At 60.3% G+C, this 15621-nt stretch carries 17 protein-coding genes and 1 pseudogene; 12 read left to right on the forward strand and 6 right to left on the reverse strand.

Annotation, left to right across the window (positions count from 1 at the left end):
- Positions 1 to 149: 149 nt before the first annotated feature.
- Entirely contained in the window at positions 150 to 512 is a 363-nt protein-coding gene (locus ACA046_RS31905; protein ID WP_003213261.1) for a cupin domain-containing protein, read from the forward strand.
- A gap of 71 nt (positions 513 to 583) precedes the next feature.
- On the opposite strand, the gene rpmG is transcribed toward ACA046_RS31905, so the two are convergent.
- Complete coding sequence (gene rpmG, locus ACA046_RS31910) at positions 584 to 739, reverse strand: 50S ribosomal protein L33 (protein WP_003176906.1); 156 nt, start codon at positions 737 to 739, stop codon at positions 584 to 586.
- Between the two features lie 11 nt (positions 740 to 750).
- A complete protein-coding gene (rpmB, locus tag ACA046_RS31915) occupies positions 751 to 984 on the reverse strand; it encodes a 50S ribosomal protein L28 (protein WP_003213263.1) in 234 nt (77 codons plus the stop codon).
- A gap of 458 nt (positions 985 to 1442) precedes the next feature.
- Here rpmB and ACA046_RS31920 point away from each other — a divergent pair, with 458 nt between their 5' ends.
- Positions 1443 to 3035: an ABC transporter substrate-binding protein gene (locus ACA046_RS31920; protein WP_459024733.1), complete on the forward strand. Its 1593-nt coding sequence runs from the start codon at positions 1443 to 1445 to the stop codon at positions 3033 to 3035.
- A 27-nt stretch (positions 3036 to 3062) separates the two neighbouring features.
- Here ACA046_RS31920 and radC read toward each other — a convergent pair whose 3' ends face one another.
- Positions 3063 to 3737: a RadC family protein gene (gene radC / locus ACA046_RS31925; RefSeq protein WP_459024735.1), complete on the reverse strand. Its 675-nt coding sequence runs from the start codon at positions 3735 to 3737 to the stop codon at positions 3063 to 3065.
- A gap of 130 nt (positions 3738 to 3867) precedes the next feature.
- On the opposite strand from radC, the gene coaBC reads away from it, so the two are divergent.
- The 4 genes and pseudogenes from coaBC (at position 3868) to argB (ending at position 8138) form a co-directional block, all read left to right on the forward strand.
- Entirely contained in the window at positions 3868 to 5076 is a 1209-nt protein-coding gene (gene coaBC, locus ACA046_RS31930) for a bifunctional phosphopantothenoylcysteine decarboxylase/phosphopantothenate--cysteine ligase CoaBC (RefSeq protein WP_010168193.1), read from the forward strand.
- Positions 5077 to 5081: 5 nt separating this feature from the next.
- Entirely contained in the window at positions 5082 to 5537 is a 456-nt protein-coding gene (gene dut / locus ACA046_RS31935) for a dUTP diphosphatase (RefSeq protein ID WP_459024738.1), read from the forward strand.
- Positions 5538 to 5795: 258 nt separating this feature from the next.
- A pseudogene (locus tag ACA046_RS31940) lies at positions 5796 to 7211 on the forward strand (phosphomannomutase/phosphoglucomutase); the annotation flags it as partial.
- 21 nt (positions 7212 to 7232) lie between these two features.
- Positions 7233 to 8138, forward strand: a complete 906-nt coding sequence (gene argB, locus ACA046_RS31945; RefSeq protein ID WP_003213275.1) for an acetylglutamate kinase — start codon at positions 7233 to 7235, stop codon at positions 8136 to 8138.
- 63 nt (positions 8139 to 8201) lie between these two features.
- Here argB and pyrE read toward each other — a convergent pair whose 3' ends face one another.
- Positions 8202 to 8849: an orotate phosphoribosyltransferase gene (gene pyrE / locus ACA046_RS31950; protein ID WP_497675609.1), complete on the reverse strand. Its 648-nt coding sequence runs from the start codon at positions 8847 to 8849 to the stop codon at positions 8202 to 8204.
- A gap of 82 nt (positions 8850 to 8931) precedes the next feature.
- Between pyrE and crc the strand changes: the two genes are divergently transcribed.
- Positions 8932 to 9711, forward strand: coding sequence for a catabolite repression control protein Crc (crc, locus tag ACA046_RS31955; RefSeq protein ID WP_003176915.1), 780 nt, complete (start codon positions 8932 to 8934; stop codon positions 9709 to 9711).
- Between the two features lie 58 nt (positions 9712 to 9769).
- Here crc and ACA046_RS31960 read toward each other — a convergent pair whose 3' ends face one another.
- Together ACA046_RS31960 and rph are read right to left on the reverse strand one after the other, a co-directional pair.
- Entirely contained in the window at positions 9770 to 10138 is a 369-nt protein-coding gene (locus ACA046_RS31960) for a DUF4870 domain-containing protein (protein ID WP_497675610.1), read from the reverse strand.
- 22 nt (positions 10139 to 10160) lie between these two features.
- Positions 10161 to 10883, reverse strand: a complete 723-nt coding sequence (gene rph / locus ACA046_RS31965; RefSeq protein ID WP_003213280.1) for a ribonuclease PH — start codon at positions 10881 to 10883, stop codon at positions 10161 to 10163.
- 217 nt (positions 10884 to 11100) lie between these two features.
- On the opposite strand from rph, the gene ACA046_RS31970 reads away from it, so the two are divergent.
- The 5 genes from ACA046_RS31970 (at position 11101) to ACA046_RS31990 (ending at position 15598) form a co-directional block, all read left to right on the forward strand.
- The gene (locus tag ACA046_RS31970; protein ID WP_093203689.1) at positions 11101 to 11964 is read left to right on the forward strand and encodes a YicC/YloC family endoribonuclease; all 864 of its coding nucleotides are present in this window, start codon (positions 11101 to 11103) and stop codon (positions 11962 to 11964) included.
- Between the two features lie 11 nt (positions 11965 to 11975).
- A complete protein-coding gene (gene gmk, locus ACA046_RS31975) occupies positions 11976 to 12596 on the forward strand; it encodes a guanylate kinase (RefSeq protein ID WP_010168203.1) in 621 nt (206 codons plus the stop codon).
- A 167-nt stretch (positions 12597 to 12763) separates the two neighbouring features.
- Positions 12764 to 13027, forward strand: coding sequence for a DNA-directed RNA polymerase subunit omega (rpoZ, locus tag ACA046_RS31980; protein ID WP_003176920.1), 264 nt, complete (start codon positions 12764 to 12766; stop codon positions 13025 to 13027).
- Between the two features lie 60 nt (positions 13028 to 13087).
- Positions 13088 to 15193 (forward strand): bifunctional GTP diphosphokinase/guanosine-3',5'-bis pyrophosphate 3'-pyrophosphohydrolase, encoded by a 2106-nt coding sequence (gene spoT / locus ACA046_RS31985; protein ID WP_076013153.1) that lies wholly within the window; start codon positions 13088 to 13090, stop codon positions 15191 to 15193.
- A 24-nt stretch (positions 15194 to 15217) separates the two neighbouring features.
- Positions 15218 to 15598 carry a RidA family protein gene (locus ACA046_RS31990; RefSeq protein ID WP_003213288.1) on the forward strand — a complete coding sequence of 127 codons (381 nt, stop codon included), beginning with the start codon at positions 15218 to 15220 and terminating at the stop codon, positions 15596 to 15598.
- Positions 15599 to 15621 lie beyond the last annotated feature (23 nt).

Below are 15621 nucleotides of genomic sequence, written 5' to 3' on the forward strand. Positions count from 1 at the left end.
CTGTTCGGCTCAAGGCAGCTGCCACCCTAAACCAGCGGCGATGGATGTTTCAATATATTTGACATAACGGCAGCAAACGCCCTTGCGATGTTCATTTTAATAAACATAGACTTTGAGCTCTCCAACCGCAGGCCAGACGGGACACGCCCATGAACATCCAGAATATCGTCGACTTCAGCCAGGCCAGGACCGAGCCTGACCGCTACCGTCCGGCCGCGGAGAAAATCCTCAAGGGTGACCCTGAGCAAACCGTCTACAACCATTACAACAGTCCATGCGGCCAGATGAGCGCCGGGGTCTGGGAAGGTGAAGTCGGGCAGTGGAAGGTCAACTACACCGAGCATGAATACTGCGAGATCGTGCAGGGCGTCTCTGTATTGCGCGACGCCGATGGCAACGCCAAGACCTTGCGCGCCGGTGACCGCTTCGTCATTCCGGCGGGTTTCAGCGGCACCTGGGAAGTGCTGGAACCGTGCCGCAAAATCTACGTGGTGTTCGAAGAAAAGGCCTGATCAATTCTTCAGGCACAAAAAAAAGCCCGCATCGTGAGATACGGGCTTTTTTTCACAAGAAAGAAAACCAATTACTTGATTTTGCCTTCTTTGTAGATCACGTGCTTGCGAACGCGCGGGTCGAACATTTTCTTTTCGAGCTTGTCCGGGGTAGTACGCTTGTTCTTGTCGGTAGTGTAGAAGTGACCAGTACCGGCGCTAGAGATCATTCGAATCAATTCACGCATGATTTAGCTCCTTAGATTTTGCCGTCGCGGCGCAGTTCGGCCAGCACGACAGTGATGCCACGCTTGTCGATAACACGCATGCCTTTGGCAGATACGCGCAGACGGACAAAACGTTTCTCTTCTTCAACCCAAAAGCGATGATGCTGCAGGTTTGGCAGGAAACGACGACGGGTTTTGTTGTTTGCGTGGGAAATGTTATTCCCAGTCACCGGACCCTTACCGGTAACTTGACAGACTCTCGACATGCCTCAGCCCTCTAAAACCACATGCCCAACCCGGCATGGGTTGGCCGCTTAATCTCTCAGTCATTTGGCGCCAGGCGCCGCGTTTCTTTAGGGTCTTACCGGCTACACCTACTAGCGAAGGAACCGGGCCCCTAGAAAAGAGCGCTGCTTTATACCAGAAAGACCCCAGTGCAACAACAGGCCGTGTGTTTTTACACGCGTAAATCCAGGCTATGGACGCCTGAACCGTTGCCAGGGTGGGCCGCTATAGATGCTAACCGCTCGTCGCACAGAATGATTTACAGCGCCCGCGCGCACTGCAAAGTGCTCGGCAAAACGACCTGAGGCGCCATCAAAACAGTATTTGAGGCAAAAGCACAGGCAAAAATGGGCTAGTCATTTGTCAATCAGCCCACTACGGTAGGACTTTTCCAGACTGCACTCGCAGATGGGCCTTCGATCTGCAAAGGAAACTGAATATGCGCCTCGCTGCCCTACCGCTATTGCTAGCCCCTCTTTTTATTGCTGCACACGCCCAGGCGGCCACCACCTTGAGCGTCTGCACCGAAGCCAGCCCCGAAGGCTTCGACGTGGTCCAATACAACTCGCTGACCACCACCAATGCCTCGGCAGACGTATTGATGAACCGCCTGGTGGACTTTGACGCCACCAGCGGCAAGCTGGTCCGGAGCCTGGCGGACAGCTGGGACGTATCGCCGGACGGCCTGACCTACACCTTCAAGCTGCACCCGGATGTTAAATTCCATCGCACCGAATACTTCACTCCAAGCCGCACCCTGACCGCCGAAGACGTACGCTTCAGCTTCGAGCGCATGCTCGACCCGGCCAACCCGTGGCACAAGATTGCCCAGAGCGGCTTCCCCCACGCCCAGTCGCTGCAACTGCCAACGCTGATCAAGAAGATCGACGCCCTCGATCCGCTGACCGTGCGCTTTACCCTGGACCACGCCGATTCGACCTTCCTCGCCGCATTGAGCATGGGCTTCGCCTCGATCTACCCGGCGGAATACGCCGACAAACTGCTCAAGGCCGGCACACCCGAAAAACTCAACAGCCAGCCTATCGGGACCGGGCCGTTCATTTTCGGGCGCTTCCAGAAGGATGCAACGATTCGCTACAAGGCCAACCCGGACTACTTCGCCGGCAAGCCTGCGGTGGATAACCTGATCTTTGCGATCACCCCGGACGCCAACGTGCGCCTGCAAAGGTTGCGTCGCGATGAGTGCCAGATCGCCCTGTCTCCCAAGCCCCTGGATATCGATGCTGCACAGAAAGACGCCGACCTGAAGATCGAGAAAACAGCGGCCTTCATGACCGCGTTTGTCGCCATCAACAGCCAGCATCCGCCGCTGGACAAGCCGGAAGTTCGCCAGGCAATCAACCTGGCCTTCGACAAGGCCAGCTACCTCAAGGCGGTATTCGAAGGCACCGCCGAAGCCGCCAATGGCCCCTACCCGCCCAATACCTGGAGCTACGCCAAGGACTTGCCGGGCTACCCGCAGGACATTGCCAAGGCCAAGCAGCTACTGGATCGTGCAGGGCTCAAGGATGGCTTCAAGACCACCATCTGGACCCGACCTTCGGGCAGCCTGCTGAACCCCAACCCAAGCCTCGGCGCACAACTGCTGCAAGCGGACCTGGCCAAGGTCGGCATCCAGGCTGAAATCCGCGTGATCGAATGGGGTGAACTGATCCGTCGCGCCAAGGCCGGCGAGCACGACCTGCTGTTCATGGGCTGGGCCGGCGATAACGGTGACCCGGATAACTTCCTGACGCCGCAGTTCTCCTGCGCGGCCGTAAAGTCCGGGACCAACTTCGCCCGCTATTGCGACCCTGCGCTGGACAAGCTGATCAGCGCTGGCAAGACCACCAGCGAACAAGGCGTGCGCAGCAAGCTGTACCAGCAGGCCCAGGCGCAGATCCAGCAACAGGCGTTGTGGCTGCCACTGGCGCACCCGACGGCGTTTGCGCTGACGCGCAAGAATGTCGAGGGATACCAGGTGAGCCCGTTCGGTCGCCAGGACTATTCGAAGGTCAGCGTCAAACCCTGAACCTGCTCGGGGCTGGCATGCCGGCCCCTACATCCACCCATATTCCGCCATCGACAGCGGATCGCCCTCCCCCACAATGATGTGGTCCAGCACACGCACGTCCACCATCTCCAATGCCTTTTGCAGCACTCTGGTCAGTTTTCGATCAGCGATGCTGGGCTCGGCGCTGCCGGAAGGATGGTTGTGACACAGGATCAACGCTGCGGCGTTGTAGTCCAGGGCGCGCTTGACCACTTGCCGGGGATAGACCGTGGCGTTGTCGATGGTGCCTTGAAACAGCTTCTCGAAGCCCAGCACCCGATGTTTGGAGTCGAGAAACAGGCAGCCGAAAATCTCGTGAGGCTCATGGCGCAGCAGCGCCTTGAGGTAGTCGCGCACGGCCTCCGGACTTTCCAGCACAGAGTTGCTGCGTAGGCGCTCGGCCAAATGACGGCGGGCCATTTCCAGTACGGCTTGAAGCTGGGCGAACTTCGCTGGCCCCAGGCCCAGGTGCTGGCTGAACACCGTCTGCCGGGCCTCCATCAGCGCGCGCAGGCTGCCAAATTGCGCCAGCAGATGCCGCGCCAGGTCCACGGCACTTTTACCGGACACCCCGGTACGCAGGAAAATCGCCAGCAATTCAGCGTCGGAAAGGTTCTCCGCTCCCAGTTCCAGCAGCTTCTCCCGCGGACGCTCTGCCGCAGGCCAATCGCGAATACTCATGGCACCTCCGTGTGCATGTGCGCCGCTGTTGCATGGCGGACGCTGTGGTATCTTAGGCCATCTTTTTGCGTGCGATTTCACCTGGGGAGGGGGCATCGCAACGCCATCACTGAACTGGAAAGGCAAGCCAATGCAGCGTCTGTATCGGAAACGCATCGTTCTCGGCGTCGGCGGCGGCATTGCCGCCTACAAGAGCGCAGAGCTGGTTCGCAGGCTCCTCGACCAAGGCGCCGAAGTGCGCGTGGTGATGACCCGTGGCGGCAGTGAATTCATTACCCCACTGACCATGCAGGCCCTGTCCGGCCACCCGGTTCACCTCGACCTGCTGGACCCCGCGGCCGAAGCCGCCATGGGCCACATCGAGCTGGCCAAGTGGGCCGACCTGGTGCTGATCGCCCCGGCCACCGCCGACCTGATCGCCCGCCTCGCCCAAGGCATCGCCGACGACCTGCTGACCACCCTGGTGCTGGCCACCGACGCCACCGTCGCGATCGCCCCGGCCATGAACCAGGCCATGTGGCGCGACCCCGCCACCCAGGCCAACACCCAACTCTTGCAAAGCCGCGGCCTCAAGGTCTTCGGGCCGGCCTCCGGCAGCCAGGCCTGCGGCGACGTGGGCATGGGCCGCATGCTCGAAGCCACCGACCTCGCCCAATGCGCCGCCGACTGCTTCCAGCACCTGGCCCTGACCGGCAAGCACGTGCTGATTACCGCCGGCCCGACCCAGGAAAACATCGACCCGGTGCGCTACATCACCAACCATAGCTCAGGAAAAATGGGCTTTGCCCTGGCTGAAGCGGCGGTCGAGGCAGGCGCCCGCGTGACGTTGATCACCGGCCCGGTGCATTTGCCGACCCCGGATCGTGTCACCCGAATCGACGTAGTCAGCGCCCGCGACATGCTGGCGGCCTGTGAAGCGGCGATTCCCTGCGACCTGTTTATCGCTTCGGCTGCGGTAGCGGACTACCGCCCTGAAGTGGTTGCGCCGCAGAAACTCAAGAAAGACCCTACAAGCGGCGACGGCCTGCTCCTGCAAATGGTCCGCAACCCGGACATTCTGGCGACCATCGCCACCCGCGAGGACCGCCCGTTCAGCGTCGGCTTCGCTGCCGAAACCGAGCATTTACTGGACTACGCCGCACGCAAATTGAAAGACAAGAACCTCGACCTGATTGTCGCCAACGATGTCGCCAACCCGAGCATCGGCTTCAACAGCGAGGAAAATGCCATCAGCGTGATCGACCGCGAGTTGCACGCTACCGTTTTCGCCCAGACCAGCAAGGGCAAGATTGCCCGCCAACTGATCTCCTTTATCGCCCTACGGCTGAACCAGGTTTAATTTCCATGCACGCTTTGCAAGCCAAGATCCTCGACCCACGCATCGGCAACGAATTCCCGCTGCCGGCCTACGCCACTCCAGGCTCCGCCGGCCTCGACCTGCGCGCCATGCTCAAGCAGGACACCGTGCTTGAGCCGGGCCAGACCATTCTGATTCCGACCGGCCTGTCGATCTACGTGGGCGACCCTGGCCTGGCAGCGCTGATCCTGCCGCGCTCCGGCCTGGGCCACAAACACGGGATCGTCCTCGGCAACCTGGTGGGCCTGATCGATTCGGACTACCAGGGCGAGTTGATGGTGTCGTGCTGGAACCGTGGCCAGACCGCGTTCAACATCGCCGTCGGCGAGCGCATTGCCCAACTCGTGCTTGTGCCAGTGGTGCAGGCGCACTTCGAGCTAGTCGAAGAGTTCGACGAATCCCAGCGTGGTGCAGGCGGCTTCGGACATTCCGGCAGCCACTGACTAAGCTGAACTGACTTAGCCGGACAAGCCGGGTGCCTCACCCGGCCTGACGCCAACGCATGGCCTTTCAGGATGAAGAATGCGCGGAACTTATCAGCAAGATTTCCCCAGTGAAATCAAGGCATTAGGCGGGCGAAAGAGTGATGCTTGGGCGCCGATGGCACTTTTGCACCACGAACTCTATGCCAAAAACGCCGTCTTACCCTTCAGTTTGAGCCTGCCGGTCAGCACCCCTGAGGCCAGCCCCGCCCCTTTCAGATGGAGTTCCCCCCCGCAATGAGCAACGCAGCCCGAGTCGCCCCGACGTTTCCCGATAGCATTTTCCGCGCCTATGACATCCGTGGCGTGGTCCCCAAGACCCTGACCGCCGAGACCGCCTACTGGATTGGCCGTGCCATTGGCTCCCAGAGCCTGGCCCAGGGCGAGCCCAATGTTTCCGTTGGCCGTGATGGCCGCCTCTCCGGCCCCGAGCTGGTGGAGCAACTGATCCAGGGGCTGGCGGACAGCGGCTGCCATGTCAGCGACGTCGGCCTGGTGCCAACGCCTGCGCTGTACTACGCGGCCAACGTACTGGCCGGCAAGTCGGGCGTGATGCTCACCGGCAGCCACAACCCGTCGGACTACAACGGCTTCAAAATCGTCATCGCCGGCGATACCCTGGCCAACGAACAGATCCAGGCCCTGCACACCCGCCTGAAGACCAACGACCTGACCAGCGGCACCGGTAGCATTACCAAGGTTGAGATTCTCGATCGCTACTCGGACGAAATCACCCGCGACGTCAAACTCGCCCGCCGCCTGAAAGTGGTGGTGGACTGCGGCAACGGCGCGGCTGGCGTGATCGCCCCGCAACTGATCGAAGCCCTGAATTGCGAAGTGATCCCGCTGTTCTGCGAGGTCGACGGCAACTTCCCTAACCACCACCCGGACCCGGGCAAGCCTGAGAACCTGGTGGACCTGATCGCCAAGGTCAAGGAAACCGGCGCCGACCTCGGCCTGGCTTTCGACGGCGACGGCGACCGCGTCGGCGTAGTGACCAACACCGGCAATATCGTGTTCCCGGACCGCCTGCTGATGCTGTTTGCCCGCGACGTCGTGGCGCGCAACCCGGGCGCCGAGATCATCTTCGACGTCAAATGCACCCGCCGCCTGACGCCGCTGATCAAGGAATACGGTGGTCGTCCGCTAATGTGGAAGACCGGTCACTCGTTGATCAAAAAGAAAATGAAGGAAACCGGTGCGCTGTTGGCCGGTGAAATGAGCGGCCACGTGTTCTTCAAGGAGCGCTGGTTCGGTTTTGACGACGGCATTTACAGCGCCGCCCGTCTGCTGGAGATCCTCAGCAAGGAAAAATCCACTGCGGAAGACCTGTTTGAGACCTTCCCGAATGATATTTCTACGCCAGAGATCAATATCCATGTGACCGAAGAGAGCAAATTCAGCATCATTGACGCACTGCACGATGCGCAATGGGGCGAAGGCGCCAACCTGACCACCATTGACGGCGTGCGGGTCGATTACGCCAAAGGCTGGGGCCTGGTTCGCGCATCCAACACCACACCGGTGCTGGTGCTGCGTTTCGAGGCGGATTCCGAGGCTGAGTTGCAACGCATCAAGGACGTGTTTCACGTCCAGTTGAAACGTGTTGCCCCTGATCTCCAATTACCGTTCTGATTTTTTGTACCGGAGCCCTGAATGACCCTCGAACGCGAAGCCGCCGCCAATACCGCCAAGGTCCTTTCCGAAGCGTTGCCTTACATTCGACGCTACGTCGGCAAGACGCTGGTGATCAAGTACGGCGGCAATGCCATGGAAAGCGACGAGCTGAAAACCGGCTTTGCCCGCGACATCGTGTTGATGAAAGCCGTCGGGATCAACCCGGTGGTGGTACACGGTGGCGGCCCGCAAATCGGTGACTTGCTCAAACGCCTGTCTATCGAGAGTCACTTCATCGACGGCATGCGTGTGACCGACGCCCAGACCATGGACGTGGTGGAGATGGTCCTGGGTGGCCAGGTGAACAAAGACATCGTCAACCTGATCAACCGCCATGGCGGCAGCGCCATCGGCCTGACCGGCAAGGACGCCGAGCTGATCCGGGCGAAGAAGCTCACCGTGACCCGCAAGACCCCGGAGATGACCCAGCCGGAAATCATCGACATCGGCCAGGTGGGCGAAGTGATCGGCATCAACACCGATCTGCTGAACCTGCTGGTGAAAGGCGATTTCATCCCGGTGATCGCGCCTATCGGCGTTGGCGCCAACGGTGAGTCCTACAACATCAACGCCGACCTGGTGGCCGGCAAGGTGGCCGAGGCGCTGAAGGCCGAGAAGCTGATGCTGCTCACCAACATCGCCGGCTTGATGGACAAGGAAGGCAAGGTATTGACCGGCCTGACGACCCAGCAAGTGGACGACCTGATCGCCGACGGCACCATCTACGGCGGCATGCTGCCGAAGATCCGCTGCGCACTGGAAGCGGTGCAAGGTGGTGTCGGCAGCTCGTTGATCCTGGATGGCCGGGTTCCGAATGCGATCCTGCTGGAAATCTTCACCGACACCGGTGTGGGTACGCTGATCAGCAATCGCAAGCGCCCCTAAGCGCTGGTAAACAAAAAGGCCCTGTTCAATTCGATTGAACGGGGCCTTTTTATTGGACGGCGCTTATTGAACGCCAAACTGCTCGCGATAAGCCTTCACCGCCGGCAAGTGCTGCTTGAGCTGCGGGTCATCTTCCAGGAACTGCAACACTTGGTTCAGCGACACGATGCTCACCACCGGAATCGCGAAATCACGTTCCACTTCCTGGATCGCCGACAATTCACCGTTGCCGCGCTCCTGGCGGTTCAGCGCGATCAGCACGCCGGCTGCCTTGGCGCCGTCCTGGGAAGCGATGATCTGCATCACTTCGCGAATTGCCGTACCGGCAGTGATCACGTCGTCGATGATCAGCACGTCGCCCTTGAGCGGCGCGCCCACCAGGCTACCGCCTTCGCCATGGGCCTTGGCTTCCTTGCGGTTGAAGCACCAAGGCAAATCCAGCCCGTGATGTTCAGCCAACGCCACGGCGGTCGCGGCGGCCAGGGGAATGCCCTTGTAGGCCGGACCGAACAGCACGTCGAAGGAAATACCGCTTTCAACGATGGCGGCCGCATAGAAACGACCCAACTGCGCCAGGGCAGAACCCGAGTTGAAAAGGCCGGCATTGAAGAAGTAAGGACTGATGCGCCCGGACTTCAGGGTGAACTCACCGAAGCGCAATACGCCGCGATCGATGGCAAAACGAATGAAATCGCGTTGATACGCCTGCATGAAAAAAGCCTCAGATACCACGGATTTAGCTAATTAGGTAGACGGCGTGTATCATACACGCACGCGATTTTTGGGGCCATTTATGCGGATCATCAGTGTGAACGTCAATGGTATTCAGGCTGCAGTCGAGCGTGGTTTGCTCAGTTGGCTGCAAGCCCAGAATGCCGACGTCATCTGCCTGCAGGACACCCGCGCCTCCGCCTTTGAACTGGACGACCCAGCCTTCCAACTGGATGGCTACTTCCTTTATGCCTGTGATGCCGAAGTTCCCGCCCAAGGCGGCGTGGCTTTGTATTCGCGGTTGCAACCCAAGGCGGTCATCAGCGGCCTCGGCTTCGAGACAGCCGACCGCTACGGGCGCTACCTGCAAGCCGATTTCGATAAGGTCAGCATCGCGACCTTGCTGCTTCCATCAGGGCAGAATGGCGATGAAGACTTGAACCAGAAGTTCAAGCTAATGGACGACTTCGCCCGTTATCTGGATAAACAGCGGCGCAAACGTCGCGAGTACATTTACTGTGGCTCGCTGTACGTGGCGCAACAGAAGCTGGATATCAAGAACTGGCGCGACAGTCAGCAATCACCGGGCTTCCTGGCGCCGGAACGGGCCTGGATGGACGAGATTGTCGGCAACATGGGCTATGTCGATGCCCTGCGTGAAGTCAGCCGCGAAGGCGACCAGTACAGCTGGTGGCCGGATAACGAACAGGCCGAGATGCTCAACCTCGGCTGGCGTTTTGACTACCAGCTGCTGACGCCAGGCCTGCGCCGCTTCGTGCGCAGCGCACGCCTGCCACGCCAGCCGCGCTTCTCGCAACACGCGCCGCTGATCGTGGACTACGACTGGACCTTGACCATCTAAGGTCTCTTTCCAGGCACAAAAAAACCGACATCGCTGTCGGTTTTTTTGTGGGCGGTGGTTATTTGATCAACCGCAACGTCCACGGATAACGATAAGCCACACCCTTGTTGGCCTTGATGCCCGCAATGATCGTCATCACCACCGCGCCGATCACCAGGACGGTCATCAACACGAAGCCGATCACGATAAAGCCCAGCAGGAAGCAGACCGCCCAGGCGATGCCCACGGTGATCTGGAAACTCAGCGCCTCCTTGCCCTGATCATCAATGAACGGGTCCGTGTCCTTCTTCACCTGCCAGAGAATCAAAGGCCCCAGCAGGCTGCCGAACGGGAACATCAAGCCGAAAAACGCCGCGAAGTGACAGAGCATCGCCCACTGGCGAACTTCCTTGGACGGTGTCGGCAGCGGAAGTTGACTGTCACTCATGGCGTAGCTCCTTGGGGTTGGATCAGTCGGCCAGTGCGGCGTTCTGCAGTTCGAAGATCTCGGTCATGCCTTTCTGGGCCAATGCCAGCATGGCATTCAGGTCCGCCGGCTGGAATGGCGCGCCTTCGGCGGTGCCCTGCACTTCGATGAAACCACCGGTGCTGGTCATCACTACGTTCAGGTCGGTCTCGGCAGCCGAGTCTTCAAGATAGTCCAGATCCAGCACTGGCTCACCTTGATACATGCCTACCGATACAGCCGCGATCATCTGCTTGAGCGGATCGCCGCCTTTCAGGCCGCCACGCTTCTTGATGACTTTGAGCGCATCGACCAGGGCAACCATGGCGCCGGTGATGGATGCAGTGCGGGTGCCACCGTCGGCCTGGATCACGTCGCAGTCGACGTACAGGGTCACGTCGCCCAGCTTGGACATGTCCAGCGCGGCGCGCAGGGAACGACCGATCAGGCGCTGGATTTCCAGGGTGCGGCCGCCTTGCTTGCCACGGCTGGCTTCACGCTGGTTACGCTCGCCGGTGGCGCGGGGCAGCATGCCGTATTCGGCGGTCAACCAACCCTGGCCCTGGCCCTTGAGGAAACGCGGCACGCCGTTTTCGACGCTGACGGTGCAGATAACCTTGGTATCGCCAAACTCGACCAGTACAGATCCCTCGGCGTGTTTGGTGTAGTTGCGGGTGATGCGGATCGAGCGGAGCTGATCGGCAGCGCGACCACTTGGACGTTTCATAGGGGATACCTGTACGGAGGACGAAAAACTGCCGAGCATTATAGAGCCGCCAGCCCTGATCGGCACTTCTAAAAAATCCTGTTACAAACCCGGGGCCTGAAGCCACAGTTTGGGGCCGCCCGTCCCGTTGAGCTACAATCCTGCGCCTTCGCAGCCTGTCGGCTGCAATCTACCCATCAGCCCGCCTGTTTGCGGGACTGCATCGCGAGGTACCTCCATGGTGCACAGCATGACCGCCTTCGCCCGCGTCGAAAAAGCCGGCGTCCAAGGCACCCTGAGCTGGGAATTGCGCTCGGTCAACAGCCGCTACCTGGAGCCGCACCTGCGCCTGCCGGAATCGTTTCGCGACCTCGAAGGCGCGGTCCGAGAAGCACTGCGCCAGGGCATCTCCCGCGGCAAGCTGGAATGCACCCTGCGCTTCACCGAGGAAACCACCGGCAAGCCGTTGCAGGTGGATCGCGAGCGCGCCGCCCAATTGGTCGCCGCCGCCGAAACCATCGCCAGCCTGATCAAGCAGCCTGCCGCCATCAATCCGCTGGAAGTCCTGGCCTGGCCCGGCGTGCTGGTGGCCGATGCCACTGACCCGCAGGCGCTGAACGCCGAGGCCCTGGCCCTGTTCAATCAAGGCTTGAAAGAACTCAAGGCCGGCCGCGAGCGCGAAGGCGCCGAACTGGCCCGCCTGATCAGCGACCGCCTGACCTCCATCGAAGAAGACGTGGTCACCCTGCGCGAACTGGTGCCGCAGATGCTTGCCACCCAGCGCCAGAAGGTCCTGGATCGCTTCGCCGACATGCAGGCCGAGCTGGACCCGGTGCGCCTGGAGCAGGAAATGGTCCTGCTGGCACAAAAGAGCGACGTCGCCGAAGAGCTCGACCGCCTGAGCACCCACATCCTGGAAGTGCGCCGCGTGCTCAAGTCTGCCGGTGCCGCCGGTCGGCGCCTGGACTTCCTGATGCAGGAACTCAACCGCGAAGCCAATACACTGGGCTCCAAAGCCTTTGATCCGCGCAGCACCCAGGCTGCGGTCAACCTCAAAGTGTTGATCGAGCAAATGCGCGAACAAGTACAGAATATCGAGTAAGGCACCCTGACATGACCCACAGCACCGGCACCCTTTACATCATTTCTGCCCCATCGGGCGCGGGCAAAAGCAGCCTGGTCAAAGCCCTGACCGACGCTGACGAGCAGATCCGCATCTCGGTGTCCCACACCACCCGCGCCATGCGCCCGGGTGAAGTGAACGGCGTGCACTACCACTTCGTCGAGCGCACCGAGTTCGTCAAGATGATCGAGCACGGTGATTTCCTCGAGCGCGCCGAAGTCTTCGGCAACCTCTACGGCACCTCCCAAAGCCACCTGCAGCAGACCCTGGACGAAGGCCACGACCTGATCCTGGAAATCGACTGGCAGGGCGCCGAGCAAGTGCGTCAACTGATGCCCAAAGCCCGCTCGATCTTCATCCTGCCGCCGTCTTTGGAAGCGTTGCACCAGCGCCTGACCAATCGCGGCCAGGACAGCGACGAGATCATCGAAGGCCGCATGCGCGAAGCCGTCAGTGAAATGAGCCACTACGTCGACTACGACTACCTGATCATCAACGACGATTTCGCCCACGCACTGGACGACTTGAAGGCGATTTTCCGCACCAATCAGCTCCAGCAAAAGCGTCAGCAGCAGCGTTTCGGCAAATTATTGGCCGAACTGCTCGGCTGATTGGCTCTTCCCAAAACCGCTGCAAGGGCTTTACATTGGCACTTGTAGCGCGTTTGCGATGGCCTGCGAAAAATCAGCGCTTCCCTAAACGCTGGTGATTTTTTAAACTGTTCAGTCCGCTCGCCCAACCGGGCAGCGCGCATATTGCATTCGCTCCGAGGAATACCATGGCCCGCGTAACCGTTGAAGACTGCCTAGAACACGTGGATAACCGCTTTGAGCTGGTCATGCTCTCTACCAAGCGTGCCCGTCAACTGGCTACTGGCGGCAAAGAGCCTCTGGTCCAGTGGGAAAACGACAAGCCTACCGTTGTAGCCCTGCGTGAAATCGCTGAAGGCCTGATGAGCTACGAGTTCATCGCCAACGCCGAAATCGTTGAAGACGAACCGCTGTTTGCAGCGTTCGAGGACGAGTCCAACGAGGCCGTCTAAGCCTATGCCTGGTCGACGTAGCACGGCGCGGGGTCACAGCCAACGGCAGGAGTTAATACTTTGCCGAGCATAGACGCCCTCGCCGATCGCTTATCGACCTACCTCGGCCCAGACCAGGTCAACCTGGTCCGCCGAGCGTATTTCTACGCCGAACAAGCCCACGACGGCCAACGCCGCCGCAGTGGCGAGGCGTATGTCACGCATCCTCTTGCCGTGGCAAACATTCTTGCCGACATGCACATGGACCATCAGAGCTTGATGGCCGCGATGCTGCATGACGTGATCGAAGACACCGGCATTGCCAAGGAAGCGCTCAGCGCGCAATTTGGCGAAACCGTGGCCGAACTGGTCGACGGGGTCAGCAAACTGACCCAGATGAACTTCGAGACCAAGGCCGAAGCCCAGGCGGAAAACTTCCAGAAGATGGCCATGGCCATGGCCCGGGACATCCGCGTGATCCTGGTAAAGCTGGCCGACCGGCTGCACAACATGCGCACGCTGGAAGTGCTCTCCGGCGAAAAACGCCGGCGCATCGCCAAGGAAACCCTGGAAATCTACGCGCCCATCGCCAACCGGCTGGGCATGCACGCCATTCGTATCGAATTCGAAGACCTCGGCTTCAAAGCCATGCACCCGATGCGTTCCGCGCGCATTTATCAGGCGGTGAAACGCGCCCGGGGCAACCGCAAGGAAATCGTCAACAAGATCGAAGAGTCCCTGAGCCATTGCCTGGCGATCGATGAGATCGAGGGCGAGGTCAGCGGCCGGCAGAAACACATCTACGGCATCTACAAGAAGATGCGCGGCAAGCGTCGGGCCTTCAACGAGATCATGGACGTGTACGCGTTCCGGATCATCGTCGACAAGGTCGATACCTGCTACCGCGTGCTGGGCGCTGTGCATAATTTGTACAAACCCCTGCCGGGGCGCTTCAAGGACTACATCGCAATTCCCAAGGCCAACGGCTATCAGTCGCTGCACACCACGCTGTTTGGCATGCACGGGGTGCCAATCGAGATCCAGATTCGCACCCGCGAAATGGAAGAGATGGCCAACAACGGCATCGCCGCCCATTGGCTGTACAAATCCAGCGGCGACGAGCAGCCGAAAGGTACGCATGCCCGCGCCCGCCAGTGGGTCAAGGGCGTGCTGGAAATGCAGCAACGTGCCGGCAACTCCCTGGAATTTATCGAAAGCGTGAAGATCGACCTGTTCCCGGACGAGGTCTACGTGTTCACGCCCAAAGGCCGGATCATGGAGCTGCCCAAAGGCTCCACCGCGGTCGACTTTGCTTACGCGGTGCACACCGACGTGGGTAACAGCTGCATAGCCTGTCGGATCAATCGTCGACTGGCCCCGCTGTCGGAACCGCTGCAAAGCGGCTCCACGGTGGAGATCGTCAGCGCACCGGGCGCACGCCCGAACCCGGCCTGGCTGAACTTTGTGGTCACCGGCAAGGCCCGCACTCACATCCGTCACGCCCTGAAACTGCAGCGCCGCTCAGAGTCCATCAGCCTGGGCGAACGCCTGCTGAACAAGGTGCTCAACGGCTTCGACAGCTCCCTGGACAAGATCCCGACCGAGCGCGTGCAGGCGATGCTCCACGAGTACCGCCAGGAACTGATCGAAGACTTGCTGGAAGACATCGGCCTGGGCAACCGCATGGCCTATGTGGTCGCCCGCCGCCTGCTGGGCGAAGGCGAACAGTTGCCAAGCCCCGAAGGCCCGCTGGCGATTCGCGGCACCGAAGGCTTGGTGCTCAGCTACGCCAAGTGCTGCACGCCGATCCCGGGCGACCCGATTGTCGGCCATTTGTCCGCCGGCAAAGGCATGGTGGTGCACCTGGACAACTGCCGCAATATCAGTGAAATCCGCCACAACCCCGAGAAATGCATCCAGCTTTCGTGGGCCAAGGATGTCACCGGCGAATTCAACGTCGAGCTGCGGGTCGAGCTGGAACACCAGCGCGGCCTGATCGCCCTGCTGGCCAGCAGCGTCAATGCGGCCGACGGCAATATCGAGAAAATCAGCATGGACGAACGCGATGGTCGCATCAGCGTGGTCCAACTGGTGGTCAGCGTGCACGACCGCGTGCACCTGGCCCGCGTGATCAAGAAACTGCGCGCCCTGACCGGGGTCATCCGCATCACCCGCATGCGCGCCTAGCCCATCCATTACAAGGAGTCATTCATGACCAAGACTGTTATCACCAGCGACAAGGCACCAGCAGCAATCGGTACTTACTCCCAGGCGATCAAGGCGGGCAATACCGTCTACATGTCCGGCCAGATTCCACTGGACCCAAAAACCATGGAGCTGGTTGAAGGCTTTGAAGCCCAAACCATCCAGGTCTTCGAAAACCTGAAGTCGGTTGCCGAAGCTGCAGGCGGTTCGTTCAAGGACATCGTCAAACTGAACATCTTCCTCACCGACCTGAGCCACTTCGCCAAGGTCAACGAGATCATGGGCAAGTACTTCGAACAGCCGTACCCAGCCCGCGCCGCCATCGGCGTTGCCGCCCTGCCAAAGGGCGCACAGGTTGAGATGGACGCCATTCTGGTCATCGAGTAAAACATCCGGCGCAGCGCTTCCAA

The sequence above is a fragment of the Pseudomonas sp. LBUM1641 genome (assembly GCF_059716235.1).